This is a genomic window from Bacillus sp. FSL L8-0528 (genome assembly GCF_038593085.1).
Lineage (GTDB): Bacteria > Bacillota > Bacilli > Bacillales > Bacillaceae > Bacillus > Bacillus paralicheniformis.
This window is the reverse complement of record NZ_CP151961.1, coordinates 1,386,230-1,412,247: the sequence shown is the minus strand read 5'-3', so window position 1 is coordinate 1,412,247 and position 26,018 is coordinate 1,386,230. Positions and strand designations below refer to the sequence as shown.

18 protein-coding genes and 1 pseudogene are annotated in these 26,018 nt (G+C 49.9%); 2 read left to right on the top strand and 17 right to left on the bottom strand.

Annotation, left to right across the window (positions count from 1 at the left end):
- Positions 1-4 precede the first annotated feature (4 nt).
- A complete protein-coding gene (locus tag MHI30_RS07165; RefSeq protein WP_075753199.1) occupies positions 5-829 on the bottom strand; it encodes a M55 family metallopeptidase in 825 nt (274 codons plus the stop codon).
- A gap of 218 nt (positions 830-1,047) precedes the next feature.
- Complete coding sequence (gene proG, locus MHI30_RS07160; protein ID WP_075753201.1) at positions 1,048-1,860, bottom strand: pyrroline-5-carboxylate reductase ProG; 813 nt, start codon at positions 1,858-1,860, stop codon at positions 1,048-1,050.
- A 158-nt stretch (positions 1,861-2,018) separates the two neighbouring features.
- On the opposite strand from proG, the gene MHI30_RS07155 reads away from it, so the two are divergent.
- The gene (locus MHI30_RS07155; protein ID WP_075753203.1) at positions 2,019-3,323 is read left to right on the top strand and encodes a trypsin-like peptidase domain-containing protein; all 1,305 of its coding nucleotides are present in this window, start codon (positions 2,019-2,021) and stop codon (positions 3,321-3,323) included.
- A gap of 83 nt (positions 3,324-3,406) precedes the next feature.
- Here MHI30_RS07155 and MHI30_RS07150 read toward each other — a convergent pair whose 3' ends face one another.
- Complete coding sequence (locus MHI30_RS07150; RefSeq protein WP_075753205.1) at positions 3,407-4,360, bottom strand: ring-cleaving dioxygenase; 954 nt, start codon at positions 4,358-4,360, stop codon at positions 3,407-3,409.
- A gap of 321 nt (positions 4,361-4,681) precedes the next feature.
- Here MHI30_RS07150 and MHI30_RS07145 point away from each other — a divergent pair, with 321 nt between their 5' ends.
- A complete protein-coding gene (locus tag MHI30_RS07145) occupies positions 4,682-6,010 on the top strand; it encodes an amino acid permease (RefSeq protein ID WP_075753470.1) in 1,329 nt (442 codons plus the stop codon).
- 37 nt (positions 6,011-6,047) lie between these two features.
- Here MHI30_RS07145 and MHI30_RS07140 read toward each other — a convergent pair whose 3' ends face one another.
- From MHI30_RS07140 to MHI30_RS07075, 14 genes and pseudogenes are all read right to left on the bottom strand, one after another.
- The gene (locus MHI30_RS07140) at positions 6,048-6,932 is read right to left on the bottom strand and encodes a carbohydrate ABC transporter permease (RefSeq protein ID WP_075753207.1); all 885 of its coding nucleotides are present in this window, start codon (positions 6,930-6,932) and stop codon (positions 6,048-6,050) included.
- Positions 6,933-6,950: 18 nt separating this feature from the next.
- Complete coding sequence (locus MHI30_RS07135; RefSeq protein WP_075753209.1) at positions 6,951-7,904, bottom strand: sugar ABC transporter permease; 954 nt, start codon at positions 7,902-7,904, stop codon at positions 6,951-6,953.
- Between the two features lie 41 nt (positions 7,905-7,945).
- Complete coding sequence (locus tag MHI30_RS07130; RefSeq protein ID WP_142238615.1) at positions 7,946-9,460, bottom strand: extracellular solute-binding protein; 1,515 nt, start codon at positions 9,458-9,460, stop codon at positions 7,946-7,948.
- A gap of 95 nt (positions 9,461-9,555) precedes the next feature.
- Positions 9,556-12,189, bottom strand: coding sequence for a hypothetical protein (locus tag MHI30_RS07125; RefSeq protein WP_075753213.1), 2,634 nt, complete (start codon positions 12,187-12,189; stop codon positions 9,556-9,558).
- A 114-nt stretch (positions 12,190-12,303) separates the two neighbouring features.
- Positions 12,304-14,295: pseudogene (locus MHI30_RS07120) on the bottom strand (beta-galactosidase).
- 2 nt (positions 14,296-14,297) lie between these two features.
- Positions 14,298-14,942 (bottom strand): rhamnogalacturonan acetylesterase, encoded by a 645-nt coding sequence (locus MHI30_RS07115; protein WP_075753217.1) that lies wholly within the window; start codon positions 14,940-14,942, stop codon positions 14,298-14,300.
- A 15-nt stretch (positions 14,943-14,957) separates the two neighbouring features.
- Positions 14,958-15,950: an L-glyceraldehyde 3-phosphate reductase gene (gene mgrA, locus MHI30_RS07110; protein WP_075753472.1), complete on the bottom strand. Its 993-nt coding sequence runs from the start codon at positions 15,948-15,950 to the stop codon at positions 14,958-14,960.
- Positions 15,951-16,072: 122 nt separating this feature from the next.
- Positions 16,073-17,959, bottom strand: a complete 1,887-nt coding sequence (locus MHI30_RS07105) for a rhamnogalacturonan lyase (protein ID WP_075753219.1) — start codon at positions 17,957-17,959, stop codon at positions 16,073-16,075.
- 67 nt (positions 17,960-18,026) lie between these two features.
- Positions 18,027-19,658, bottom strand: a complete 1,632-nt coding sequence (locus MHI30_RS07100; protein ID WP_237562665.1) for a rhamnogalacturonan acetylesterase — start codon at positions 19,656-19,658, stop codon at positions 18,027-18,029.
- Between the two features lie 19 nt (positions 19,659-19,677).
- A complete protein-coding gene (locus tag MHI30_RS07095) occupies positions 19,678-21,546 on the bottom strand; it encodes a rhamnogalacturonan lyase (protein ID WP_154495652.1) in 1,869 nt (622 codons plus the stop codon).
- A gap of 130 nt (positions 21,547-21,676) precedes the next feature.
- Positions 21,677-22,288, bottom strand: a complete 612-nt coding sequence (locus tag MHI30_RS07090; protein ID WP_075753221.1) for a YesL family protein — start codon at positions 22,286-22,288, stop codon at positions 21,677-21,679.
- Between the two features lie 14 nt (positions 22,289-22,302).
- Entirely contained in the window at positions 22,303-22,962 is a 660-nt protein-coding gene (locus tag MHI30_RS07085) for a YesU family protein (RefSeq protein ID WP_075753476.1), read from the bottom strand.
- Positions 22,963-22,981: 19 nt separating this feature from the next.
- A complete protein-coding gene (locus tag MHI30_RS07080; protein WP_075753223.1) occupies positions 22,982-23,698 on the bottom strand; it encodes a rhamnogalacturonan acetylesterase in 717 nt (238 codons plus the stop codon).
- A gap of 13 nt (positions 23,699-23,711) precedes the next feature.
- Positions 23,712-25,994 carry a helix-turn-helix domain-containing protein gene (locus tag MHI30_RS07075; protein ID WP_075753225.1) on the bottom strand — a complete coding sequence of 761 codons (2,283 nt, stop codon included), beginning with the start codon at positions 25,992-25,994 and terminating at the stop codon, positions 23,712-23,714.
- Positions 25,995-26,018: the final 24 nt, after the last annotated feature.

The window sequence follows — 26,018 nt, the reverse complement described above, 5'->3', positions numbered from 1 at the left end:
CTTCCTAGGAGAATGTCGTTCTCATCGCAAGCTCGGTCATGACAAGCATCGCTTGATAGGCTTCAAGAATGTCTTTCGCTTGATAGCGGACAGTCGTCGTTTGCGGTTCGATTTCAGCACCCGGCATCAGACTCGCCCACTCGGCTTGGCCGTAATTGGCAAACTCTATCCGCAGCACCGGCCTGTCCGGAGGCGTGAGCGGCTTGACTTGACTGCGGTTTTGAATCGCATATGCCGTCCGCTCTCTTAATAGCTGCCCCGCTTTCTCTGGCGTCAGGCATTTGACCGCCGAACGGGATACCGTTTCCTTGACGGCCGCTGTCGTTACGTTCGGAATCAGCTCCTCCGCCTCAGCCGCCGCCTCGCTGTCACCGGTAACCATGAGGACCGGGACGCCGTAATAACCGGCAACATAAGCGTTGAAACCCAGCTCGCCCACCGCCTGGTCGTTTATGTAAAAATGTCTGACGCCGAAAATCATACTGTGCGACATCACGCCTCTCATCGATGCTCTCGCATGGTAGCCGACGAACACAGCTCCATCGCATGTATCGTCAAGTCCCTGGACCATCGAAAACGGTTTGACATCTCCGGAAATGAGCAGCGCTTCAGGATGGAGCCGCTCAATTAACAGGTTGTTCATTTTAGAGTGGCTGTCATTGACAAGCACCTCTCTGCATCCGCTTTTGAACGCTTCGTCAATCACATGATTGGCCTCGTCCGTCATGATCTTCCGGCCTCTCTCATAGTTCAGCTTGCTTGAATCGACGAACGAATCATCCGGAAGTCCGGTAATCCCCTCCATATCAACAGACATATACAGCTTCACAAAAAACCACCCCTTATGAAAAACGTCTCAAATTTTTTATTATTTTGGGAATATTCTAACAAATTATATTAGAATTTTAATAGAAATGCAATAACCATTGGTAATTTTAGAAATTTAATATAAAATTGGAATTTTGATGAATGTTGTCGAACGCAAATAAAAAAGCTGCCTGTGCAGGCAACTTTGGGATGTCCGGATATGTCGATGAACGCCGCGGCTCACTGCCGGCGGACGGCGTCTTTGATATCTTCATATTTCTTCATCGTTCTGGCGAACAGCTCGTCAAAGACTTCCGGCATGGTATTTTGAATGACTTCCGCTCCTTCTCCGGTGATGCCGCCTTTTGTCGCCACCCGATCAAGCGTTTGTGTAAACGTCATGTCTTTTTCCATTAACAGCTTGCCCGTTCCCAGCAATGAATGAATCAGAAATTGAAACGCTTCTTCTTTCGTAAGACTGCTGTTTCTGACGGCAGCTTGAGCAAATTCTTCAAAGATCGAAGCGATGAACCCCGGTGAAGAGCTTGTTAAATTGCTCGCAGCGTCAATATCTCTCTCATTGATCTGTTTGACTGTGCTGAAGGCGGAAAGGTATTCTTCCAGCCGGCTTTTGTCCGCCTCAGCAACCCGCTCGCCGTGGACAACAAGCGAAACGCCGATCCCGGCTTCAGATGTGAGGGTCGGAATGTATCTCGTCACCTGTCCGCTTGTCCAGTCGTGAAGCCGGTCAAGCTCGACCCCCGCGGCAATCGAAACAATGTGGACATCCTCCTGAAGAAACGGCTGTATTTTCTCAAGCGTTTCTTTTACCGCCATCGGCGGTACACAGATGAAGATCAGCCCGCACTGTTTGGCGAGCTCTTCGGTCGATTGACGGGCGACATTCGGATAAAGCTTTCTCAGCTCCTCTGTTTTCACGTCATTCCTTGAGCTGACGACCACCATGTCATCGCTGATTTTCTCCTGATCAAGCAGTTTCACTGCAATCATCCGCGCCATGCTTCCGTATCCGATAAATCCAATCTTTTTCAACGTTTAGAACACCTCTGACATGTCATATTATAAATAGCACCCTATTTATTCTATCCTTTTTCTTTGACAATTTCCCACAATGTTTTCATGTTTATCCCACAGTCTTTGTTTATGATTGAGGCATCAAAGGATATGATAACAATAGGAGCGTGAAAATGATGGAATATAATAGAGAAGATCAGCTTGAAACGAAAAACGAACTCATCGTCTCCGATCAAAAGCCCGACCAGGCGATAAAAAAAGCAGAACAGCAAAAGCGGAGATTCTCGTGGATGACGCCGATTCTCAGCGGCATCATCGGAGGAAGCCTCGTTCTCGGCGTCACGACATACCAGCATAGCAAAGACGAAACGGCCAATACATCCGTCCAGACACAAACTAACGAGACGTCGAACTCATCGGCTTCTTCCAATAAAGCGAACACCGAAAAATTGTCCAGCACCAATTCGTCTGACATTTCAACAATGGTGGAACATGTATCTCCCGCCATCGTCGGTATTTCAAACTATCAAAAACAAACGGATAGCGGTATGTTTGGCTTTGAAAGCAACAGCAACAACAGCAGTTCAAGCGAACAAGAAACAGGCACAGGCTCAGGTGTCATTTATAAAAAAGCAAACGGCAAAGCATACATTATTACAAATAACCACGTTGTCGAAGGCGCATCTAAACTGACGGTTTCCCTGTCAAACGGCAAAGAAGTGGAAGGAAAATTGCTGGGCAGCGATTCCTTGACAGACCTTGCCGTTGTTGAAATTTCCGCTGATCACGTCGAAAAAGTCGCATCTTTCGGCGATTCGTCAAGCTTGAAAGCGGGTGAATCGGTCATTGCAATTGGAAATCCGCTCGGCAAAGATCTGTCCCGCACGGTGACGCAAGGCATCATCAGCGGTGTTGACCGGACCGTTTCCGTTGATACGTCCGCAGGCCAAACCGAGATGAACGTCATTCAAACAGACGCGGCCATCAATCCCGGCAATAGCGGAGGCGCCCTTTTGAATACAAAGGGCGAAGTGATCGGCATCAACAGTATGAAAATCAGTGAAAGCGGAGTGGAAGGCATCGGATTTGCGATTCCAAGCAATGATGTCAAACCGATTGCAGAAGAGCTGATGTCTAAAGGAAAAATTGAGCGCCCGTTCATCGGAATCGGCATGATGGATCTTGAGCAGGTGCCGGAAAACTATCAAACAGGCACCCTCGGATTAAGCGGCAGCCAGTTAAACAAAGGCGTCTACATCCGCCAGGTCGCTTCAGGCTCCCCTGCTGATAAAGCGGGCCTTAAAGAGAACGATGTCATCGTCAGCTTTAACGGAAAAGAAACCGATACGGGAAGCGCGCTGCGCAACCTTCTTTACAACGATGCAAAAATCGGGGATACGGTAAAGGTTACCCTCATTCGAAACGGCAAAACAATGACAAAACAAATCACGCTTGACCAAAAAGAATCCGCATCATCTTAACAGCATGCCCCCCTTTTAGGCTGTCGGCTGCGCCGGATGTCTTTTATATAAAAAAACGAGGTCCTTTTCAGGGACCTCGTTTTCTATTGAATCGGTTTCAGCCGCGCTTCAATCTCTTTCCGCCGATGTTCCAAATACGGCGGAAGCGCAAGGCTCCGGCCGAGCTCATCGATCGATTCATCAACGGCAAAGCCCGGCCCGTCAGTTGACAGTTCAAAAAGTATGCCGTTCGGTTCTCTGAAATACAGCGCCTTAAAATAATAGCGTTCCACAATCCCCGAATTCGTAAAGCCGTTCTCGCTGATTTTCTCATGCCACTGTTTAAGTTCTTCTTCATCTTTGACGCGGAATGCGACATGATGGACGCTTCCTCTCCCGGGACGCTCTCTCCTGCCGTCATCTGACTCTTTCACATGCACTTCCGCGCCTGCTCCTCCTTCACCCGATTCAAAAATGTGAAGCGTTCGACCGGTTTCATCAGCCTGTTCCTCACCGATTTTATGAAAGCCGAGAATATCGGTCAGCACCGCCGCCGTCGGACCGGCGTCCCTGACAGTCAGTTCGACCGGGCCGAGCCCCCTAATCGCGACATCCTCAGGAATGACGCCGTTTTTCACAGGCACTCCATGATCTTTTCCTTTTTCATCAGCCACAAGCATCATGTTCTGTCCTTCATGGTCTAAAAAGCGGAGAACGCTCCGCCCCGCACGCGTCTCGATGCCGTAAGTCTCTGCGCCGAGCTCATGAAGCCGCCTCTTCCAAAATTCGAGTGCTTGTTCGCCGGGAACCCGAAGTGATACGGCCGAAATGCAGTTCGTCCCTTCCCGCCTCCTGGCAAGCATCGGAATTTCGAAAAAGGTCAAATCTGAACCCGGAGACGCGACTTCATCACCGTAAAACAAATGGTACATCGTCGGCTCATCCTGATTGACCGATTTTTTTATCAGTTTCATGCCAAGCCCTTTGACATAGAAATCCAGATTATGTTGGGCGTTTGCCGTTAAAGCGGATACGTGGTGGATGCCATTTACGTTCATTCTCTCATCTCCTCATTAAATATCTCGAATTCGAGATTTCTTCTTTCTCAAAAATAGGCGATTTGATTTGAAAAGTCAACCAAACCGTCTTACAGGACCTTCCCTTCCTGCCGATCCCTCAAAAAACTAACAATAAACCCAAAATCACTTATTAAGGTTCGGTTATTGTTGCCCCCTTCGGGTTTTACGACCTTAAAATGTTTAACATCAACAAGAAATACGAAAATCTGAAAATTTATTTAATTTTTCTTTTTTAAAAAAGGTATTACAATATAAAAATAGTTTTCTATAAAAGAGATTACATCAATGGGAGGCATCGCAATGAATGCAGAAGCAAACGGACTAAAAAAAGAGATAGGCTTGTTATTTGCGCTATCTCTTGTGATTGGAACGATCATCGGTTCCGGCGTGTTTATGAAGCCCGGCAGCGTGCTTTCCTATTCCGGAAACGCACAAATTGCTCTTTTCGCCTGGCTTCTTGGCGGAGTCTTGACGCTAGCCGGCGGGCTGACAATCGCCGAACTGGGCGCTCAAATTCCGAAAACGGGCGGGCTTTACACATATCTTGAAGAAATTTACGGCGAGTTCTGGGGGTTCTTATGCGGCTGGGTGCAGATCATCATCTACGGACCGGCCATCATCGGCGCACTCGGATTATATTTCGGCTCGCTAGTGGCCAACTTGTTTTCCTGGGATAAATCATGGACTGCACTCATCGGCATTATCACCGTCGCCTTTTTATGCATCGTCAACATCGTCGGAACAAAATACGGCGGAGCGGTACAGACGGTCACAACGATCGGAAAGCTGATTCCCATTGTATGTATAATCGTGTTCGGTCTATGGCAGGGCGATGAACATATTTTCAGTACAGTCACAGAGAGCATCGCCAGCCAAAACTTCGGAGCGGCGGTATTGGCGACGTTATTCGCGTATGACGGCTGGATCCTTCTTGCGGCACTCGGCGGAGAAATGAAGAACCCGGAAAAAGTGCTCCCGAAAGCGATGACAGGCGGCATACTGATCGTCACAGCCTGCTACCTGTTCATTAACTTGGCGCTGCTTCACATTCTTCCTGCCGATCAGATTGTAAAGCTCGGCGAAAATGCGACAAGCACAGCCGCGACAATGCTGTTCGGTCCGATCGGCGGCAAGCTGATCTCCATCGGAATTATCGTCAGCATCTTCGGCTGCTTAAACGGAAAAGTTCTGTCTTTTCCGCGCGTGATCTTTGCGATGGCTGAGAAAAAACAGCTTCCGTTCTCCCGCTGGATCTCGCATGTTCATCCGGCATTCCATACGCCTTGGATCGCGGTCATCGTCCAGATGATGTTCGCTGTCATCTTAATGATCATCAGCAATCCAGAAAAGCTGTCAGAGGTTTCGATTTTTATGATTTACATCTTCTATGTCATGGCGTTTTTCGCGGTGTTTATTTTGCGGAGACAGAAGAACGGCCAAGGGAGATCTTACAGCGTGCCGCTCTATCCTTACCTGCCTGTTGCAGCGATTCTCGGATCACTGTTTGTTCTCATCAGCACGCTTATCACTGACTTTTACAGCTGCCTGTGGTCGATTTTGATCGGCCTCGTCGGTCTCCCGGTTTATTTTTGGATGAAAAAAAGAAATAAAAACGGCTCAGCCGCCTGAGCCGTAAGCCGCCGGCTCAAGTGCCCGGCGGTTTTTTTTATCCCTTCACAGACCCGATCAGAATGCCTTTAGCAAAATGCTTCTGCAAAAACGGGTACACGGCTAAAATCGGAAGCGTCGCAATGACGATGACGGCCAATTTGATCGATTGTTCAGGCGGCACCGTTTCCATCATATCATTCGTCGTCCCCGTCAGATCCGAAAGAATCGTCACTTGGCGCAGCACCATTTGCAGCGGCCATTTCGCGCTGTCATTGATGTACAGCAAAGCATGGAAAAAGTCGTTCCAAATGCCGACCGCATAAAACAGCGCAAAAGTTGCAATAATCGGCTTTGACAGCGGCAGCGCGATCCTTAAGAACACGCCGATTTCTGAACAGCCGTCAATCTTTGCCGACTCTTCAAGCTCTTTCGGAAGCTGCTGAAAAAAGTTCTTAATAATAATGAGATTGAACGGATTAATCGCCATCGGCAATATCAGCGCCCAGTACGAATCGAGCAGTCCCAGTGATTTGACGACAATATACGTCGGAATCATTCCTCCGCTGAAAAGCATTGCAAAAATAACGAGATTCAAAAGCAGGTTTCTTCCCTTAATGTGCCGTTTTGCAAGGGGATAGGCCATCGTAAATGTAAAAAAGAGCTGGACGATCGTTCCCACAGCCGTAATGAACACAGACACCCCCATGCTCCTGATAAATGTCGGCGTTGAAAAAATATAGCGGTACGCGTCAAGCGAAAACGTCTCAGGAAAGATAAAGAAGCTCTTTTCCGCCAGCTCGGCCTCCGTGGCAAAAGATCCCGCGATAATATACAGAAAAGGCAAGACGGTTATCAGTCCGCAGCAGCCGAGAAAGATCACATTAAACCAATCGAATACCCGACCCGCTTTTGTGTTATGGATCGTTTCCGCACCGGACATCCTTTTCACCTCCATTCATTAAAACAGACCGTCCTGGTCAAACTTTTTCGCGATATAATTGGCGCCGAATATCAGAATGATTCCGACAACCGATTTGAAAAGCCCGACTGCCGTACTGTAGCTGTATGCGCCTTGCGTAATTCCGACAACATAGACATACGTGTCAAAGATTTCAGCCACGCTCCGGTTTAAGGAGTTGGTCATTAAAAAAATCTGTTCAAAGCCGATGTTTAAAAAACTGCCGATTCTCAAGATGAGTAGCACGACGATCGTGCTTCTGATGGCCGGAAGGGTAATATGCCACATTCTCCTTAATCTGCCTGCCCCGTCCATCACTGCTGCTTCATACTGCTCTTGGTCAACCGAAGCGAGCGCCGCCAGAAACAGGATCGTTCCCCAGCCCGTCTCCTTCCATATGCTTTGCAGCACAATCATCGGCCTGAACCATTCGGGATCTGAGAGAAACGCAATCTCTTTGCCCGTTATGCTTTGCAGCATTTTATTCATCACGCCCGTATCAACTGTGAAAAAGACAAACGTCATGCTGACGACGATCGTCCATGAGACGAAGTGCGGAACATATATAAACGTCTGAATGCACCGTTTATAGATGGCGTGCCGCAGTTCATTCAGCAGAAGAGCGACAATCAGCGGAGCCGGAAATGCAAAAATCAAATCGAGAGCGGCCAGCATAAGCGTGTTGCGGAGCAGGCGGAAGAAGTCAGGATTCATAAAGAAATCTTTAAAATACTCGAACCCGACCCATTCGCTCTGCCAAAATCCGAGATAAGGCGAATAATCTTTGAAGGCGATTAACACGCCCCACATCGGCCAATATTTAAAGATGAGAAAATATAAAACACCGGGAACAAGCAGAAGATAGAGCCATTTATCCCGTTTTACAGCTTGCAGCCCAGTCGGTTTCTTTTCTGGCTTAACAGCGGTTTTCCCTGTTTTTGCGGTGATTTCCACGTGCTGCATCCCCCCTTTCGTATGCCGGTTGAAGACCTGAGCTATTTCGTCTCCTTGAAGCGCTTGTTCAGTTCTTTCATCAAATCTTCGCCGCCGCTTTTATACCAAAGCTGAACGGCATCTTGAAAGCCTTTTTCATCGATGTCGCCGATGATAAACTGCGTTTTGGCATCGAGAATGATGTTGTCAAGCTGTGCCCCTTTTTGGGTGTATACATCTGAAACGAGCGATTCGGCCGGGTTGAATACGGCGATTTTCTCCCCTTCTTTAAGAATCTGTTCACGGTGTTTGAACAGCTTTGATTCTTGTTTTTCCACATAGTATCTTTGTTCCGGAATGCCCATGCTGAACTGCGCAAGACCTTCGTGCTCATAAAGCAGTTTTTTATTATTTTTTTCAAGGGACGTGTACGTTCCGTTCTCAAGCTTATAGTTGCGCCCTTTTATACCGTTGTTGGCAATAATTTGTGCCTCTTCATCGTTCATTTTGTCCAGGAAGCCGAGCACTTCTTTCAATTCTTTTTCCGTTTTGACGCTCGCTTTCGGAATGGCAATCATTCCGGCGTATCCCGATGTCGGGAATGTATACGTTCCTTTCGGGCCTTTGACCGTTCCGGTGACGTCGATCACATCCTTGTTAGCGGGATCTGCTTCTTCCATTGCGCTTTGAATTTGCGAGGCCCGCGAACCGGTATCGACGATCACACCCGCTTTTCCTTTGACGATTGGATCGTTCCACTTCGCTGAATCCATGACGGCGAAGTCTTTATTGATCAGCCCCTCATCATACAGTTTTTTGAAAAACCGCAGTGCTTCCATATACTCTTCTGTCGTGAAGTCCGGAATGAGTTCCCCTTTTTCGTCTATTCCGTAGCGGTTTGGTGCGCCGAACCACGTCTGCATAATATCCCATGGGCTGCCGTTGCCAAGCCCCATCCATTTCGGCACCACCATGCCGTACGTATCATCTTTCCCGTTTCCGTTGGGGTCTTTTTCTTTAAACGCTTTCAGCACGTCGTAAAATTCATCGATTGTTTTCGGCATCTCCAGACCGACATTTTCGAGCCAGTCCGTTCTGATGATGATCGAAGCGCGGATCAGGTCCCTCGCCCTGTAAATGCCGTAAATCTCGCCGTTGATGGAACTGTTCTTCATCACTTTTTTATCGGCCTTTCCGAGGTTCGGGTAGTCTTTTAAATAAGGTGAAAGCTCCCAAAACGCACCTGATTTGACAGACTTGATAAATCCCGGCGACTTGTCCGTGACGACGATGGCTTGCGGCAAATCTCCCGAGGCCATGACGATGTTGAATTTATCATTATAGGAAGAGTTCGGAACCCATGTCACTTTGATTTGTTTTTTCGTGTATGTTTCGAGCGCTTTTAAAGACGGGCTGTTTTCTCCCGGACTTTCCGGCGACAGGAGCGGAGCCATAATATGAATGGCATCTTTCTCTTTTCCTTTCCTGTCTTGATTGGCCGTCTCATTTGCGCTGCACCCCATCAAGAGCAAAAAGACAGCGGGTGCAGTGAGCCATTTGTTTCCCTTCAGCTTCAGTCTTGCCATTGTACAATTCCCCCTTTTAATCGTCTCAATTGTTCCACTCAAATTTAAAGCGCTTACATTTTTCCGGCAACCTTCATTTTTTGCCTTCACACGCGAGCGGGATGATCTTTCATTGCCTGAATGATCTTTTCTTGCATGTCCTGATCAGGCGGCATATCTTTGAGCAGCTCCAGCACGGCTATTGTGTTGAGGCACCATTGTGAGACGCAGTTTGTCGTGACCCAGGGGATTTCAGTGATCGTTTTCCAGGCATGGACCTGTTTTGGAGTGATCGGCAGCGGTGTATGGCTTTGTTTTTCATCGAGCAACAGGCGCCACGCTTTTTCGGCAAGCTTCCGGTCTTGGCGGAGCCGGGCAGCATAAGCGGCCATGGCAGCGGAGAACATCGGCCAGTGAAATAAATCATCGTGAAGCTTCCCGTCGCTCCTTTTGCGCTTTTCTTCATCAGTCAGCAAATAAAATTCGCCGAATTCCCCCAGCATCCCCTTCCATTCGATATCCTCAAGCAGTTCTGCAAGCTCCATCCATGTTTGCGGGGCGCCGAAGGCGATGACCATATGATAGCCGCCATGATTCCCGTCTCCCATATGAAGCAGATCTGAAGCTTCAGGATCGTATCCGAAAGTCGGTCCGGACAACAGACGAAGCGGCAGCGCTTTAAGCCGGCTGATCCCCCGTTTGATTTTATCAAGGTACGCTTCATCGCCTGTCCGCTCCCATTCCGTCAGCCAGTTGGAACAGAACGCCGCCCAGTCGGGTCCTACTCTCGCGTGGGCGGGGAACTCTTTTTCCGGATAATAGGCTCTCATCGGATCAAGCGTCTCAAGCGCTCGATCGGCATCTTTCACTTCAGATAACACGTCTCCCGTTCTCTCGTCCGCCGTCAAAAAGTAATAAGGCTTATGAAGGCCGGCCATGCTGATTCTCGCTTCCTTGCACCCGCAGCCCCAATGGAGGACATTGTGCCTTGAACCGAGGCCTTTATACTCCCCGAAATGGTAGCAGTCAACTTCGCTAGTGTGACGGGTCATCGCTTCCGCCATTCTGAAGACGTCTTCCCTCCCGGATCTGAAAAAAGACTGCCAAAGCCAGAGGTTCGGTACGAGTTCCGTATTTTGCCATGCATAGCCGCCAAGGTCGTACCGCCATACATGCCGGACGGCATCGTACGTATGCATCACATCGCCGTAATGCCAATAGCCGTACCAGCTCCGCTGATCGACTTCGTTCATGTAAAACTTGAGAGCCTCGTCAAGCTGATCTTCAAGCGCAGCCGAGAGCGGGCGCCGTTTATCTTTCAGGCTCCAAACGCCCAGCGCGCGGGTGTGATAATAATAGTCAGGCTCACAAATAAGCAGCGGGGGATTTTGCCATTCGTCCGCCGCTCTGTTCAGCTCTTCATCGCTCGGCGGATTCGCAAAACAGGCGAGGCTGACTTCGCTCGTATTGGCAATGCCGACGGCCGTTGATCTCATTTCGGCAAACCCTTCATATGCGCTTTCAACATGAGTGTCTTTTGAATAATGACGGAAGTCCATCGCTTCAGCTTCAGGAGGCCAGAACCATACCGCCAATTTCGTTTCGCCGCCGGCAAGACCTTTCGCTTCAAGCGATGACGGATATTTTTCAAAGAAGTTCCTGAGCCCGAGCGCGATGCCGCCGTTTTCCCCGCCTGCATACATCAGCCCTTTCGCTCTTCCTCCATGAATCGCGTCCACCCAGGCGCAGTCTTTGCCGGTTCGCTTTGTTAAGCGCCAGTGATGCGGGGAATCCTGGATGAGCTTAAAATCGTTCCAGACGGCGTTTCTCTCCGCATCGCGCACGACTTCCGACTCTTCCGATACAGGCTGTCCCGCAATCTGTCGTTCATAGAGCCCGTTTGATTCATTAAATCTTCTCGTCACAAGCAGCTGAGAAGCCTCTCCGTAAATCCCTCCGTCGGCCGCATAGCGGATATGCCTGTTTCTCGGCGCTCCGCTCAAAACCGCGCTCATCTCAAAACCAAGTCCTTTGATCCATTCCGTTTCTGCGTCACAGTCGATGAAAATCGTGTGCACGATCCGGATGGACGGGACACCGGCATAGAAAGACAGCCTGACGGTAAAAGGGAGCCAAACATCGATGCCTCCGCCGCGGTGGACGCCTTCAATTTTGACGACTGTCTTAACCGGACCGTTTTGTTCGATTGCCGTACGTTTGATCATGCTCTCAAACCGTTCAATATGATACATGCATTGTGAATCTGAGCCGCTTCTTTTTTCTTTTAAAGCGATGAGCCGTCCTTCTTTCGCCATCATTTCCCCGGAAATGGAAATCGAACGGATGAGTTCCGGCCCCGATTTCCCAAGCCTGCAGACGATCGCGCCCGTATTCACCTTGATTTCATCTTTCTGCTCACTGACATTCATGACGGTTTTGGGGACACCGGGCTCCCCTTTTTTCAATGTAAATTGGCTGTCGCTTTCTTTAGGGAATACTGCGGCATGACCCGTCCATTTAAGCGAGCCGTCAGGCCAATACGCGAGCGGCCATGTTTGCAAACACGGGGCGTTTTCCGCAGCAATGGCGACCGTCTCTCCTTTTTGCAGCACTCCTCTTGCCCAAGGCACACCCCAAGTCACCCCGCCGAACGCGGCAGGCGCCCTATTCAGCCATTTTAGTTCAGCCTGTGCTTTCACAAGCGTTCCTCCTTTCTGTTCAACCGATTGGTCAGTGAACATTTTCCTGTTTAGCCTTTTGACCGTCAATATTCCTTTTTTGCTTATGATAGAAAGGTGCCTGCTCTTTTTTTGCAAAACGAAACAAAAAAGCCGCGGGCAAGCGCCTGCGGCGATTCATTTATTCTCTGAAAACAAAATCACGCGGTATTCGTGCGGGCCGAGTGTCACGCGTCCGGATACGGGCCTGTCGGACAATAAATCGGTTCCGTTTCCGTCAAGTGTCACTGCGCCTCCTTTGCCGTCCATATTGATCGCGACCCAAACGAGACCGTCTCCTCCTTTCCGGGGCGCGACGACTGTTCCGGTAGTGGCCTCGGTTTTCTGTGTAACGCCCGCTTCTTCTGCATAATGGCTGATCAGCTTTTTCATCATGATGTCCCCCGCTTCGCCTGCCGGCATCGACCCGAGCATGACGATTTTTCCTTTTCCGCATTTATGTTCTGTGATGAACGCTTTGCCTGACGCCGGGCCTTTTTCAATTATCCCGACAGCCTCGGTGCCGCCGGCTTCAAAAACAGCGCTCCACAAGCTCAGCGGCGCCTTTACGCCAAACGCCGTTCCGCTCGAGTTCCGCTCATCCATCGGAAATGTATAAAGCGTTTTGACACCGGAACATTTTTCCAATTCGCCTAATCCGCAATCAGTGTGAATCGTATGGTGCTCTGTTCTTCCGCCCGTCAGCGGACCCGCAATCCAAATGCCGCCCCTTTGTGCAAACGCTTCGGCTTTTTTGATAAACGCAGGCGGAAGATAGTGAATAAACGGCGTAAACAGCAGTTTATAGCCGTCAAGCGGACTCCCTTCAATAATGACATCTCTGTGAATGCCCATCTTTAACAATCGGTCATAAAACTCTGTGATCAGTGTTCTGTAGTGAAGACCCCGATGTGGCTCCGTTTTCAAAAACACCTTTGCACGGTCCGAATAGACGACGGCTGTTTCAGCCTGCAAAGGAGCCGTAGCCAGCATGATGTCCTCAATCTCCCGTCTCGCCCGCTCGACTTCGAGCACATTATCATATCCCACATCAGGCTTCCCCCATGCGCTGAGCACCGATCCGTGCGGCTGTTCGGACCCGGCTCTCTGCTGGCGCCACAGCCAATAGCAGAACGCAGCTCCGCCAAGAGCATAAGAAGAGACCGCTTCAGCTTTCAAATAGCCGTTTTGATGAGGTACCGCATAGCTTTCAAGCGAAGCGCTGTAGGAAGGGCTCGTCTCCATTATCCAAAACGGCCGTCCTTTTTTGATATTTCTCCATAAATCACAATTAAACAAAAAGGCGGCACTGTTTTCCTGACTGGCGTACGTATCAAACGAGGCGAAATCAAGGCTCTTGAAAAGAACTTCATGATCAACGCCGAACATGACGCTGCTGTTATGGGTGATCGGGGCGTTGGAGTATGCTCTGATCACCTCAGCCTGCTCACGCGCAAATTCAGCAATCTTCTCCATCGAAAACAGCTGATACATCGTCCTTAAAGAAGAATTGTGCAAAAACGGGGTCGGTCCGGGCTGCGGGACTTGCTCGAAGCGCTGATACGTTTCGCTCCATACGCCCGTACCCCAAGCCTCATTCAGACGTTCAATCGTCTGATAGCGGTCTTCCAGTCATTTGTGCCATAATGTGTTGCACGTTTCACACATGCATTCTGCGACATGGCATTTGAATTCATTGTCAAGCTGCCATCCGACCAATCCCGGAAGTTGTCCGAGCTCTTTGGCGATATGTTTGATGATCAGGCGGGCCCGCTCTCTGAAATACGGATGGTTTGTGCAGGCATGCTGCCTCGACCCGTGTCCCATCGTCTCCCCTTTTTCATTCACATGCATTCTTTCCGGGTGCCCGTGGGTCAGCCAGATCGGCGGTGTCGCAGTCGGTGTGCACATGACCGTTTCAATTTTGTTGTCGTGGAGCTTTTGGATGACGCCGGCAAAAAATCCGACATCGATCCTCCCTTCTTCCGGCTCCATCCTTGACCAGGCAAACTCTCCGATTCTGACGACATTGATCCCGGCTCGCTTCATCATCCTGATATCTTCATCCAGCACATCCTCGTCCCACAATTCGGGATAAAAGCAAGCGCCGTGGTACAGTTTGCCGCTCATCTTCATACCGTCTCTTTAACAAACGGCAGCCCGAGCTCTCGAATGCCGATAGCGACAAGCTTCGCCATTTCCCGGGCCCCTTTTTTCGTAAAATGTGTGTAGTCGTTGACATTTTCCGAGATCATAAAATATTTAAATACCTCGCTGTACCCTTTTTCCGCAAAATGCTGCAGGCTTTTGTCCATTAAATCGATCAAACGGACATTTTCTTCACTTGCCACCTGCTTCATCGCGATGCAGTAGTCCGGGAAGTCGTTCAAAAAAACGCCGTCCTTGTAATGGAGCCTTGCGACAGGCGTGATGAGAAGCGGTGTGGCTCCTTTTTGACGCGCGCCGTCGACGTACATTTTCAAGTATTGTTTATACGTCGTATACGGCTCTGTATAGCGTTCTGGTTTGTCTTTTGACGAGTCATTGTGCCCCATCTGAACGAACAGCCAATCGTCCTGTTTGATCACATCCAAAATCGATGCAAGTCTTCCTTCTTCAACGAACGTTTTTGAACTCCGGCCCCCGATGGCCCGGTTGATCACCTGTACATTTCCGGATACATAAGTCTGGAGAAATTCGCCCCAGCCTCCCTGAGGCGAATCCGCCTTATAATGCTGCACGGTCGAATCACCGGCCAGATAGATGCTGATTGTCATTATGACCACTCCTTTTTATGAAAGAATTTTATCAATTGTGTCGAGCTCTTCAGCTGAGAATCGAGCAGACTTAAGAGCAGCGGCATTTTCTTCGATCTGTTCGGTTTTGCTTGCGCCGATCAGCACCGAGGTGACGCGCGGATCTTTTAAAAGCCAGGCGATCGCCATTTGCGGCAGGGATTGGCCGCGTTCGGCCGCCACTTGATTCAGCTTGCGGACTTTGCCAAGCACGTCTTCTGTGATGCCCTCGGCCTGCAAAAACGGACTGTTCACATCAGCGGCTCTTGACCCGGCGGGAATCCCGGTCAAATATTTCGTTGTTAAAAGCCCTTGGGCAAGAGGTGTAAACGCGATCGCCCCGGCTCCTTTTTTCTGCAGCACTTGCAGCAGGCCATTTTCCGGTTCTCTGTGGAACATTGAATATTTGGGCTGATGGATGAGGAGCGGAACCCCGTATTCTTGCAAAATATCGGCCGCCTTTTCGGTCTGTTCAGCGCTGTAGTTCGACAAACCGACATATAAAGCTTTTCCTTGCCTGACGACGTGGGCGAGCGCTCCCATCGTCTCTTCCAGCGGTGTATGTGGGTCAGGGCGGTGTGCATAAAATATATCGACATAATCAATGCCCATTCGTTTTAAACTTTGATCAAGGCTTGCCACGAGGTATTTTTTTGACCCCCAATCGCCGTATGGCCCAGGCCACATCGTATAGCCGGCTTTCGTGCTGATGACCATTTCATCGCGGTAGCCGGCAAAATCGGTTTTCAGCGCTTTTCCCAATGTTTCTTCGGCAGAACCGGGGGGCGGACCGTAATTATTCGCCAAGTCAAAGTGGGTGATTCCCAGATCAAATGCTTTTCTTAACAGCGCTTTGGCATTTTGAAACGAATTTGCTTCTCCGAAATTATGCCAAAGCCCTAAAGACAGAGCAGGCAGTTTTAATCCTGAATGTCCGCAGCGGTTATATTTCATATTTTCATAGCGTGAATCACTCGCCTGATACCCCATACGAATCCCTCTTTTCATTTTGTAATGAAATCGCTTACTAATCATTTTATGGGAACAGGCTGTGAGATTACAATCATCCTTTTTTGTATATTTCATAATCCTGCCGGTGCCGCCGGTCTCTGTCATTCTTCATGTCTCTTAAAAGGAACGGTATAAATATTCGGCCGGGGCGGCTTGTCCATTCCGGTTCCTAAATAAAATCCGGGGTGAGGCGGCTGATTGTAAGCGACATTTTGCCAGGCTACCCCCAAGCGGTAAACGGGATCGTGCATGAACGTATAGAAACGATGTTCAGTCAGCTCGGTCGTTGTGTATATTCGCAGAGCATCGTTTCGCGCGGTGCGGAACACGACATCTTCGCGCCAATCGCCGAATAGATTGGCCTGAAGCACAGGCGTCCCTTTCGTCCAATTGTTAGACAGCGTTCCCTCAGCAGTAAGCAGATTGACCAGCCTGCCGCTGTGATAGTCCCATTTATCAATTTTCGGGATGCCGGCAGGTTCTTTCCAATCGTGGTCAAGCAGCTCACGGAGAAGATCGCCGTCCCACCAAATCGCAAAATTGGCCGAAGCCGGAGCGGCGTCGCTGAGCTTTTCTCCCTTACTCGTATAGAGGCCGTATGATTTGCCTTCATTACCCGGGGGATCGATCGCCCAGACAAGCGCGCCTTTATAGCGGGGATCGATATGCGCGGCCATTCCCCGACCAACATCTGTATCGGCCGGCACTCCCCAGAGGATTTCCCCTGTACCCGCATCGCGAAATGAGAGGCCGTACGGAAGGCGCGGGTCTTCATGCACTTGAAAGACTTCCAGCCCGGGCCGATCCGGGTCAAGATCACTCACATGCATGGCGTCACCGTGTCCAAGCCCTGTCGTATAAAGTCCTGTTCCGTCATGATCCACAACCATCGCGCCGTAGACGATCTCATCTTTCCCGTCATCGTCGACATCAGCGACGCTCAGACTATGGTTTCCCTGCCCTGCATAGCCTTCGTTTCCGGGCTTGTCGCTGTCAAATGTCCATAGCTTAGTGAGCTTGCCGTCCCGGAAGTTGTAAGCGGCAAGCACCGTTCTTGTGTAATAACCGCGCGCCATAACAAGGCTCGGCCTTTCACCGTCCAAATAGGCGATGCCTGCCAAAAACCGGTCCATCCGGTTGCCGTATCCGTCTCCCCAGTCCTCAAGCCTGCCCCGCGGCGGATCGTAATCCACAGTTGCCAATTCCCTTCCCGTTTCCCCGTGAAAAATCGACAAATATTCAGGCCCGTCCAAAATTCGTCCATCTTTATTTCTGTAATCGGCAGCCTGATCGCCGATCACCCGTCCGGTTCCGTCAACCGTTCCGTCAGCCGTCTTCATGGCGATTTCCGCTTTTCCGTCGCCGTCAAGATCATAGACCATCAATTGGGTATAATGGGCGCCCGCGCGGATGTTTTTCCCGAGATGAATCCTCCACATGAATGTCCCGTCAAGCTTATAGGCATCGATGATGACTTCTCCGGTATAGCCGTTGTGCGCGTTATCTTTCGAATTGGACGGGTCCCATTTGAGCACAATTTCGTATTCTCCGTCGCCGTCAAGATCTCCGATGCTCGCGTCATTGGCGCTGTACGTATACTGTACGCCGTCAGGAGTTGTCCCGCCATCAGGCTTGTTTAACGGAACATCCAAGTACGGCTTCTGCCAGACAGCTGTTTTGTGCGACTGCTCGACTTCCTTATCTTCGAGAACCTTTGTCACATAATAGACAGATTCTCCGTTTCCGTGTTTATCAAGAAAGTTGGTCGATGATGAAACGGGTGTTGAGTTGATTCTGTGACCGTTGCGATATAGGTTAAAAGCCGTTTCTTCCGGATCGGTTCCTAAGAGCCGCCAGCTGAGAAAAACCCCTTTTTTTGTTTTTATAGCCACAAGTCCGCGGTTTAAGCGTTCCATTTGCCTCGGTTTTGCCGTCGTTTTCAGCGGCCGAACGCGTTCAGCTGCTGCATGTACGTCTTTTTCTCCCATCGTCCTCTCTCCCCTTTACGGTTTGGAATGGCGAACGGGAGAACCGGAGACCGGCTCTCCCGACACCTTATTTCTTGAGCGAGCGTTTCAGCGGATATATGTTCAAATCGGAGATTTCTTCTGTCACGAGCCTTGCCAACTGGTTTGCACCGAACTCGTGAAAATGCACCCTGTCCTGGATTCCGTCTGGATAATTCAGGCTTTCTCCCGGCTCTAAAAACATAAATACGTTTTTAGTCGCTTCAACGCCGATCTCGTTGTAATATTCAATGCTTTTTTTGTTTAAATCGATCACCGGAACGTTCATTTCCCGTCCCAGCTGTCTCATTGCGTTCGGATATTCTCCGATGCTGTTGTAGAAAACGCCCTTTTCATCATAGGTACGTTTGCTTTGAGAAGTGACGAGCACATGACGTCCTCCTTTTTCGCGGGCTTTGTTAATGTATGTTCTCAAGTATTCCTGAAATGTCGTATACGGATCTGTATGGCGGGCCGGATCTTGCCCGGCGTCATTGATACCGAACTGAATCAACAAATAATCGCCCCGTTTCATCCGGTTCAAAATCGTATCCAGCGACCGTTCATCCACAAAACTTTTCGCGCTTCTCGCGCGTTTCGCCTGGTTGTCGATGACGATTTCATCCGAGAAATAGCCGCCTAAAAATTGCCCCCAGCCTGCCATCGGCGCATAACCTGGTTCATAATCGGAGACCGTGGAATCTCCCGCCAGAAAGACCGTCGTCTTGTCATCTGTTACATGATAAGCCGTCTTCGTCAAGACCAGCGCATTGAGGCGCGGCGCTGTTCTCGCTGTTAAGGCTTGAATGGAAAGGCGGCCGCCGGAAATCTGAATCGGAAACGTTTTTTCGTTGTATCCGCCCGCTTCCGCTCCAAATGAATACAGCTGAAGCATGCCGTTTGCCCGTACATCCATGTTCGTTTTTGCCCGGGCATCTCCGGTGATCAGCCGGACATGATACAGACCGTCAGGCAAATCGACCGTAAACGCCGTCCCACCCGGTATGCAAAAGTCTGAACGAAGCGGATCGGCCGTGCCGCGGTCCGGACAAGTCACCTTTGCTGTGTCGTCAAATCCGTAGCCTTTTAGAGGAGTATAAGCCGATTGTGCGCCTACCGGAATAAAGCCTGAAGCAAGAGGCCCGTCACCGAAATCAAACCGATATACCTTCGAAATTTCGACGGCATACACTTTTGGCTGAGGTCCTTTCCACTCCAAATCGAGACGCCCGTCTTCCACCGTAACGGTGAACGATTTTTCGGCTGAACTTCCCTTTGCTCCGGCCGGGATCGTTCCCATTTCCTCTCCTTCGGCATAAAGCTTCAATTCACCGCGGGATGAGGCAAATACGGTTACGCGGTATTCGCCTGGAGAAAGATCCGCCAGAAAAGCCGTCCGGTTCACGACACAATAGTCTTTCTTGAGCGCTTCTTTTTTTTGCGTCTTTTTGCACACAGCGCTCCCTGCCCGTGAAAATCCGTAGCCTGCACCATTTTGATACGCGGAGGCCTCGTTCACTTTCACATAATCCTTTTCAGCGGGACCTTTTCCAAAATCGAACAGAAAAAGATCCTGATTGTGATGTGCGAGAGCGGCTTTCGGCTGCACAGGTCCCCCCATTCCCGTGCTGAAGAAGAAAAGGAGGAGGATGACCGATACGCAGCGAACATATCGCTTCATTATGCAGCTCCCCTTTTCATCAGCGTGTATAAATGTTCGGTTTCTCAGGTGTCTGCATGCCTTCGCCTAAATAAAAGCCGGTGTGCGGCGGCTGGTTGTAGCCGACATTCTGCCAGGCGATTCCGAGGCGATAGACGGCATCATGCATCAGCGTATACAAGCGGTGTTCCGTCACATCTGTCGTCGTGTAGATGCGCAGTTCGCTGCTGTCATCTGCTCGCCAGACCACTTCTTCGCGCCAGTCTCCGAGAATGTCAGCCTGCAGGGACGGCGTCGCTTTTGTTCCGTTATTTGCCGAAGCTCCGGATGCTGTCAGCAAGTTAACGGTTCGCGAATTTCGATAATCCCATTTATCAATTCTGTTGCTGTCCAGAAGCTCTCTTTGGAGATCACCGTCCCACCAAATGCCGAAGTTCGTTGATGAAGGCAATGTGCTCCCGATTTTTACACCTTTTGCCGTATAAAGACCGCCGTTCGCCCATACTTCCGCTCCTTCGTAGCGCGGATCGATATCAGCAGCCATCCCGCGTCCGACATCCTTGCCTGCGTGAACTCCCCAGATGATCTTTCCCGTTTTCGCGTCCCGGAAAGACAATCCATAAGGAGAATTGCTGTTTTCATGCACTTGAAAGACTTCGAGTCCCGGTCTTGACGGGTCCAGGTTTCCTGTATGCATGGCATCCCCATGTCCCCATCCGGTTGAATAAAGACCTTTACCGTCATGATCGACAGCCATTGCTCCGTATATGATTTCGTCCTTTCCATCTCCGTCAACATCAGCGACGCTCAAACTATGGTTGCCTTGACCGGCATAAGCGCCATTTCCGGGAGCGTCCGAATCAAACGTCCACAGCTTGGTCAGCTTTCCGCCTCTGAAGTTATAAGCGACAAGCACTGTTCTCGTGTAATACCCGCGTGCCATGACAAAACTCGGCCGCTCCCCGTCAAGGTATGCGACACCGGCCAGAAATCGGTCAACTCTGTTGCCGTAGCTGTCTCCCCAATCGGCTACATTTCCCCGGGCAGGTTCGTAGTTGACCGTTGTAAGCTCAGCGCCTGTATCGCCTTTAAAAACCGTCAAATACTCAGGGCCTGACAAAATTCGGCCTTGGGCATTACGATAATCGGCGTTTGCATTTCCGATCACCTTTCCCTTGCCGTCTTTCGTCCCGTCGGCCGTCTTCATGGCGATTTCCGCTTTTCCGTCGCCGTCAAAGTCATAGACGAGAAACTGTGTATAATGGGCGCCGGCGCGAATGTTTTTGCCAAGGTTGATTCTCCACATCATGGTCCCGTCAAGCTTGTATGCGTCAATCAGCACGTCTCCCGTGTATCCGTCATGTGAATTATCCTTTGAATTGGAAGGGTCCCACTTGAGAATGATTTCATATTCGCCGTCTCCATCAAGGTCGCCGACGCTCGCATCATTGGCGCTGTATGTGAATGACACCCCATCAGGCGTTTTTCCTCCGGCCGGTTTTTGCAGCGGAACAGATTTGTATGGTTTATTCCAAACTCCGGCGGTTTCAGAAGGAGCCTGCTCCACACCGTTCAAAACAGCGCGCACCTGGTAAACGGCATTCGAATCCCCGCCCGCATCTTGATAGTTTGTACTCGATGTAATCGGGGAACCGTTCAGCTTCTTTCCGTTTCGATACACATTAAATGAAACAGAAGCGGGCTCGGTTCCGAGCAGCCGCCAGCTCACAAAAACACCGTTCCCCGTTTTAACAGCGACAAGCCCCCGGTTCAGCGATTCCATTTGCCTTGCCTGCGCAGCCGTCCGCCCGTCTGCTTCCGCTTGTTCCGAGAAGCCGGTCACAAGCGTAATCAATAAAAGAGATGACGCGGCCAACAGTTTCTTCCACCTTTTCTTTCCTTTTTTCATCATCTTCTCCCTTCGCCTTTTTGTAAGCGCTTACTTAAAAAGGGATTCTATTACGGCTTCCATTTTTATTCAATTGCACTTTTTTGCCGAAAGGAAAAGATGTGTTCAAGTCCGATTTTAAGCGGTTCAGCTAGCCTTCCAGACGCAAAAAACAGCGATGTGCGATGAACATTGATACAAGAGCAAACAAACTGACACCATAAAATGGGATCAGTCCCGGAACCGTTAACAGCACATAAGCGACAAAGCCCCCAGCAGCAGCCATTCCGGCCGTCGTCAAAGGACGAACGAGACCGATCAGTGCAGCCTGTGAAAAATAGCGGGCAAACGGCAGCTGAACGTGAACGTAAAGCGGAAAAATATACACGAAAACTACGACATACATGAGCCCGGCCATCAGTGTGGCATAGCTGATGATGATTGAAAATAAATCCTCACGGACGCGGAAAAATTGATAGTTTACAAATAAAATTGTGCCGGCGGCGATGAGGATGAAGCCAATTCCGTTTGTTTTGAAAAACTCTTTTTTATACGTTTGATAAAACGTTTTGAATACCGGTGCGTCTGTCCGGCCGAGCAGCCACTTGCGCACGACCGTGAACATCGCGGCCGTGCTCGGAGCCCAGCCGAAAACAACGCCTCCTCCCAGCGTGAATAGAACCCAGAGCGCGTTCAGCCAGGCGATTTTCATGATCGCTTCACAAGCGCCGTACATCATCGCCATCACGCCTTTTTCCCGCATGTCCGATCCCCCTTTCAGTCGCGCAGCAGCCTGCGCACTTCAAAGTTGGCGTAGGCTGCTTTCAGCGGAGCCATTTGCCTGAAACCGATTTTTCCTCCTCCGTAAACCGGGCCGAAACGCCTGCCGTCATCCTCCCATTCCAAAATGGGCAGCCCGTTGATTGAAAAATGAACGGATGCCCCGTCTTTTATGAGCTTCATCCGGTAGGGAGGCAAAGCGTCAGCAGCGGGCGGAAGCGGATCGGCCCCCTCACAGACGAGGTGAAAACCGCGGCTTTTCCTGAGGTTGCATGTTCGGAATGCTCTTTCATCAGCATGCTTATGTCTGAAATACGACAGGTGCAATGTGTTGATGTCCCCTGAATGATATTGCGGATAATTTCCTGTTCTCTCCGCCAGCCGTCCGTCGAATAAATCTTCCCCATTCATGCCGGTTGCTGCAAAAAATATCATGCATAAGCCGGGCTCCCGCACAGGATAGAAATCCCACTTCACAACTATTCCATCAGGGAATGTCTCAGGACACCAGTAAACAAAATGGGCATCGTCCCCATATTGCTCAGCGTCGAGTTCGTTCTCCATCTGCAGGCGGCCGTGCGGAAAACGAACGATTCCTTTCCCTTCCATCACCCAGCCGCGGAGATCTTCAGGAGATGATAAAGGGTTTCGATACATCAGGCTTCCTTCTCTTGCATTACACGCCGGCACGGAAATCGCTCCTTTCACAATGAAGATAAGCCGCTAGAGGCAGACCGAGCTCTCTGATTCCTTCTGTTACCAGCCTGGCGACTTGACGGGCCCCCGCCTCGGAAAAATGGGTATTGTCTTCGATTCCATTTGGATAATGAGGGTGTTCATCCGGCTGAAAGTGGACGAACAGCCGTTTTGAGCCTTCCATTCCGAGAGATTCATAGAGCGCTTTTGTTCTGGACCATAAATCGATCAACGGCACTTCGAAGCGGTCAGCGAGCGCCTTCATCGCTTTCGGAAAATCCCCGAGTGTATCGGCGGGCTTTCCGTTTTGATCAAAGCGTCTGCGCTCTACAGAAGTGATCAAAACCGGAGTCGCAAGTTTTTCGCGAACCGCTTCCACATAGCGGACAAGATGCTCCTGATAGGTTGTATACGGGTCTGTTCCGTACGGCTTTTGATCGTTGTGGCCGAACTGGATCAACACATAATCACCAGGCGCAAGCCGCTCCGTCATGTCATCGAGCCGGCCTTCATCAATGAAGCTGTTCGAACTGGCCCCGCCTTTTGCCATATTCACGACCGCAGCTTCATCTGAGAAAAACAGCGGAAGCATCTGTCCCCAGCCGGCCATCGGCGCTTCATGCGGGGGACAGTCTGCGACGGTCGAATCCCCGGCCAAATATACTGTCACTTTTGGCTTTTTGTCTGTTTGTTTCATAACACTCTCCCTTTCACGAAGATTCCTGATGAATCTGCCTGTAGCGGCTCGGCGGAATGCCGACCTGCTTCTTGAAAATCCGGTTGAAATAGCTGTGTCTGTAGCCGACCTCTTCAGAAACGTCATGGATTTTTTTATTCGTTTCAAGAAGGAGCTCTTTCGCTTTTTCGATTCTGAGACGGGTAACATAGTCGATAAAATTGATGCCGGTTACTTGTTTGAAAGCTTTGCTCAGCGTATACGAATTCGTCCCGGCTTGATCAGCGCAGCTTTCAAGCGAGATATCGTTCATATAATGCTGATGAATCATCTCAAGCACCTGTTCGACAAGCCGTTTTTGCTGTCTGTTTTTCCTGCCTTCCATTTCTTTAAGATACGGGCTTACGACACGCTCCATCATCCAGCCGACGGCCCTTTCCGGCTCCCTCAGCTCTGAAAGCTCCTGCAGCAGATTTTTTCGGCTGAACAATTCATAAGGGTGAAGGCCGGAATGAAAGATCTCTTCCTGGATCTTTGCCAACAGCTGCATCATGCCCGGCTGGATGCGGATTTCCGTCTTTCCTTTATCGGACAGCTCCCGGATGAACAGCCTGATCCGCCTTTCGACTTCATCCCTTTCTTCAAGCCGCAACGCCCTGACGACCTCTTTTTCAAGGGTGAACGGATAGTATGATTCAGCGGGAGGCATGTCTTCCCGCCGGCTTAAATCGATCACCTGGCTGGCGTTTTCGAACTGTCTGTAATGCCTGCCTTCTTTCACCTCTTCATACATGCCGGGAATGTCTTTTAACATGTCAGCGGTTTTAGATACCGTCACTGTGACGTGGAGCCTTGATATGCCGCAGATCACATCCGTCAGCTCACGCACAAATTGGGCGGTTTCTTCCTTGAAGGCTGTTTTCCTGCCGCTCATCAGCAGCACAGCGAGCGATAACGAACGGACATCGGTCATATAAATATGTTTGAATGTCCTGCCAGCCAGTTCGCGCGTAATGTTGCCCAGCAAAAAGCCCGCCAGACTTTCATCCTTTTTTGTAAAAGCTCCGTTCCCTTCGTAGAGACCCGTCAGCTGGATATCGATGATGGTAAACACATTGTCTTTCGCTTCCCAGCCCCACCTTTTCAGACGATCTCTCAAATTCCTCTCTGATTCATCTGCAAAGTATCCGCCGAGAAGGCGCTGAAAAAAAACGTTTGCAGCCTGGGGCAGTTCCTTTTTCAGTCTGCCGCTTTCCTTAGTCAGGTCTTCCCAGCGCTTCTCGAGCCAATGAAATTCATCCGGAAAATGAGCGGCCTTACCCTCTCCTGAGCAGAGCTTGATCAGCCTTGCGACAGGTGAATAAATTTTGTGTGACGCATACCATGACAGAATGAAGGCAAGAACGATCCCGGCGATGCTGACCGACGCGACGAGCTTTGATAAAAACAACACCGGAGCCGTAATCGCCGACATCGGTGAAGCCGAGACATAGGTCCATTCCTGGTTTAATCTGTCCATTCGTCCGTATGAAACGGAATACGCCCCTCCGTCCCAATCCATCACAAAGGAGCCCTGTTGATTTTTTTGTTTCTCAAGCCTTTCTTTTAAAACGCTTTCAAAATCAGCTTTGCCGCGTTTGCTCCAAGAAACAGGCTTCTGATTATGATGAAAAAGAAGCGCTGTTCCCTTTGAATACGGTGAAAGGCTTTCCAGCAAATGCCCCATTTCTTTTTCGTCAAGCGTCAAAATCAGCGCGCCGAACGGCTCTGAGATGCCTCCCGGAATTTTGTGGACAAGCGCCATTCCGTACGGCGCGCGGCTCATGTCTTTCCAATAAACGTTTTGACCGCCTTCAAGCAGCGAATGATAGGCCTTTAAGATGTTCCGGTCGGTCATTCCGCTGTATTCCGGGTTTAAGAGAATCGGCTCCTTCCCTTGAATAAACAGTTCAACCTTGTGAATGAGCGGATTTTGATCCTGAAGCAAAAACAGCGATTTTGAGAGCTTGTACGTCGTTTGAAAATCCGTTTGCAGATCGGCATCGGCCAGACCGTTCATCAGGCGCGGATCATATGCAAGCTGGGAGAGCATGATCTCAAGCCCTTCCAGCTTGTCATCGATTTGGCTGATTTGGCGTTTCACCTGGTTTTCGTGCATTTGTTGGAGCTCTTTTTCAATTTTTGCAGCGGAAAACAAATAGATTCCTGCACCCGTCAATAAACCGGGAATACACGCAATCAGCAGAATCAGCACAAAGCTTTTTTTGAAAAAACTCCCTTTTCGCCGTGAAACATACCTTTGATGCAGCTTTTTCATCCCTCTCCCCCCACTGCAATGAAA

Bases quoted from the DNA above. Each gene is read 5' to 3' on its own strand.
- MHI30_RS07145 (WP_075753470.1), top strand. From the start codon at position 4,682: ATGAATGCAGAAGCAAACGGACTAAAAAAAGAGATAGGCTTGTTATTT.
- MHI30_RS07100 (WP_237562665.1), bottom strand. From the start codon at position 19,658: ATGAAGCGATATGTTCGCTGCGTATCGGTCATCCTCCTCCTTTTCTTC.
- MHI30_RS07085 (WP_075753476.1), bottom strand. From the start codon at position 22,962: ATGTATCGAAACCCTTTATCATCTCCTGAAGATCTCCGCGGCTGGGTG.
- MHI30_RS07125 (WP_075753213.1), bottom strand. From the start codon at position 12,189: ATGTTCACTGACCAATCGGTTGAACAGAAAGGAGGAACGCTTGTGAAA.
- MHI30_RS07095 (WP_154495652.1), bottom strand. From the start codon at position 21,546: ATGAAAAAAGGAAAGAAAAGGTGGAAGAAACTGTTGGCCGCGTCATCT.
- MHI30_RS07140 (WP_075753207.1), bottom strand. From the start codon at position 6,932: ATGTCCGGTGCGGAAACGATCCATAACACAAAAGCGGGTCGGGTATTC.
- MHI30_RS07155 (WP_075753203.1), top strand. From the start codon at position 2,019: ATGGAATATAATAGAGAAGATCAGCTTGAAACGAAAAACGAACTCATC.
- MHI30_RS07105 (WP_075753219.1), bottom strand. From the start codon at position 17,959: ATGGGAGAAAAAGACGTACATGCAGCAGCTGAACGCGTTCGGCCGCTG.
- MHI30_RS07075 (WP_075753225.1), bottom strand. From the start codon at position 25,994: ATGAAAAAGCTGCATCAAAGGTATGTTTCACGGCGAAAAGGGAGTTTT.
- MHI30_RS07090 (WP_075753221.1), bottom strand. From the start codon at position 22,288: ATGCGGGAAAAAGGCGTGATGGCGATGATGTACGGCGCTTGTGAAGCG.
- MHI30_RS07080 (WP_075753223.1), bottom strand. From the start codon at position 23,698: ATGAAACAAACAGACAAAAAGCCAAAAGTGACAGTATATTTGGCCGGG.
- MHI30_RS07150 (WP_075753205.1), bottom strand. From the start codon at position 4,360: ATGAACGTAAATGGCATCCACCACGTATCCGCTTTAACGGCAAACGCC.
- MHI30_RS07115 (WP_075753217.1), bottom strand. From the start codon at position 14,942: ATGACAATCAGCATCTATCTGGCCGGTGATTCGACCGTGCAGCATTAT.
- mgrA (WP_075753472.1), bottom strand. From the start codon at position 15,950: ATGGGGTATCAGGCGAGTGATTCACGCTATGAAAATATGAAATATAAC.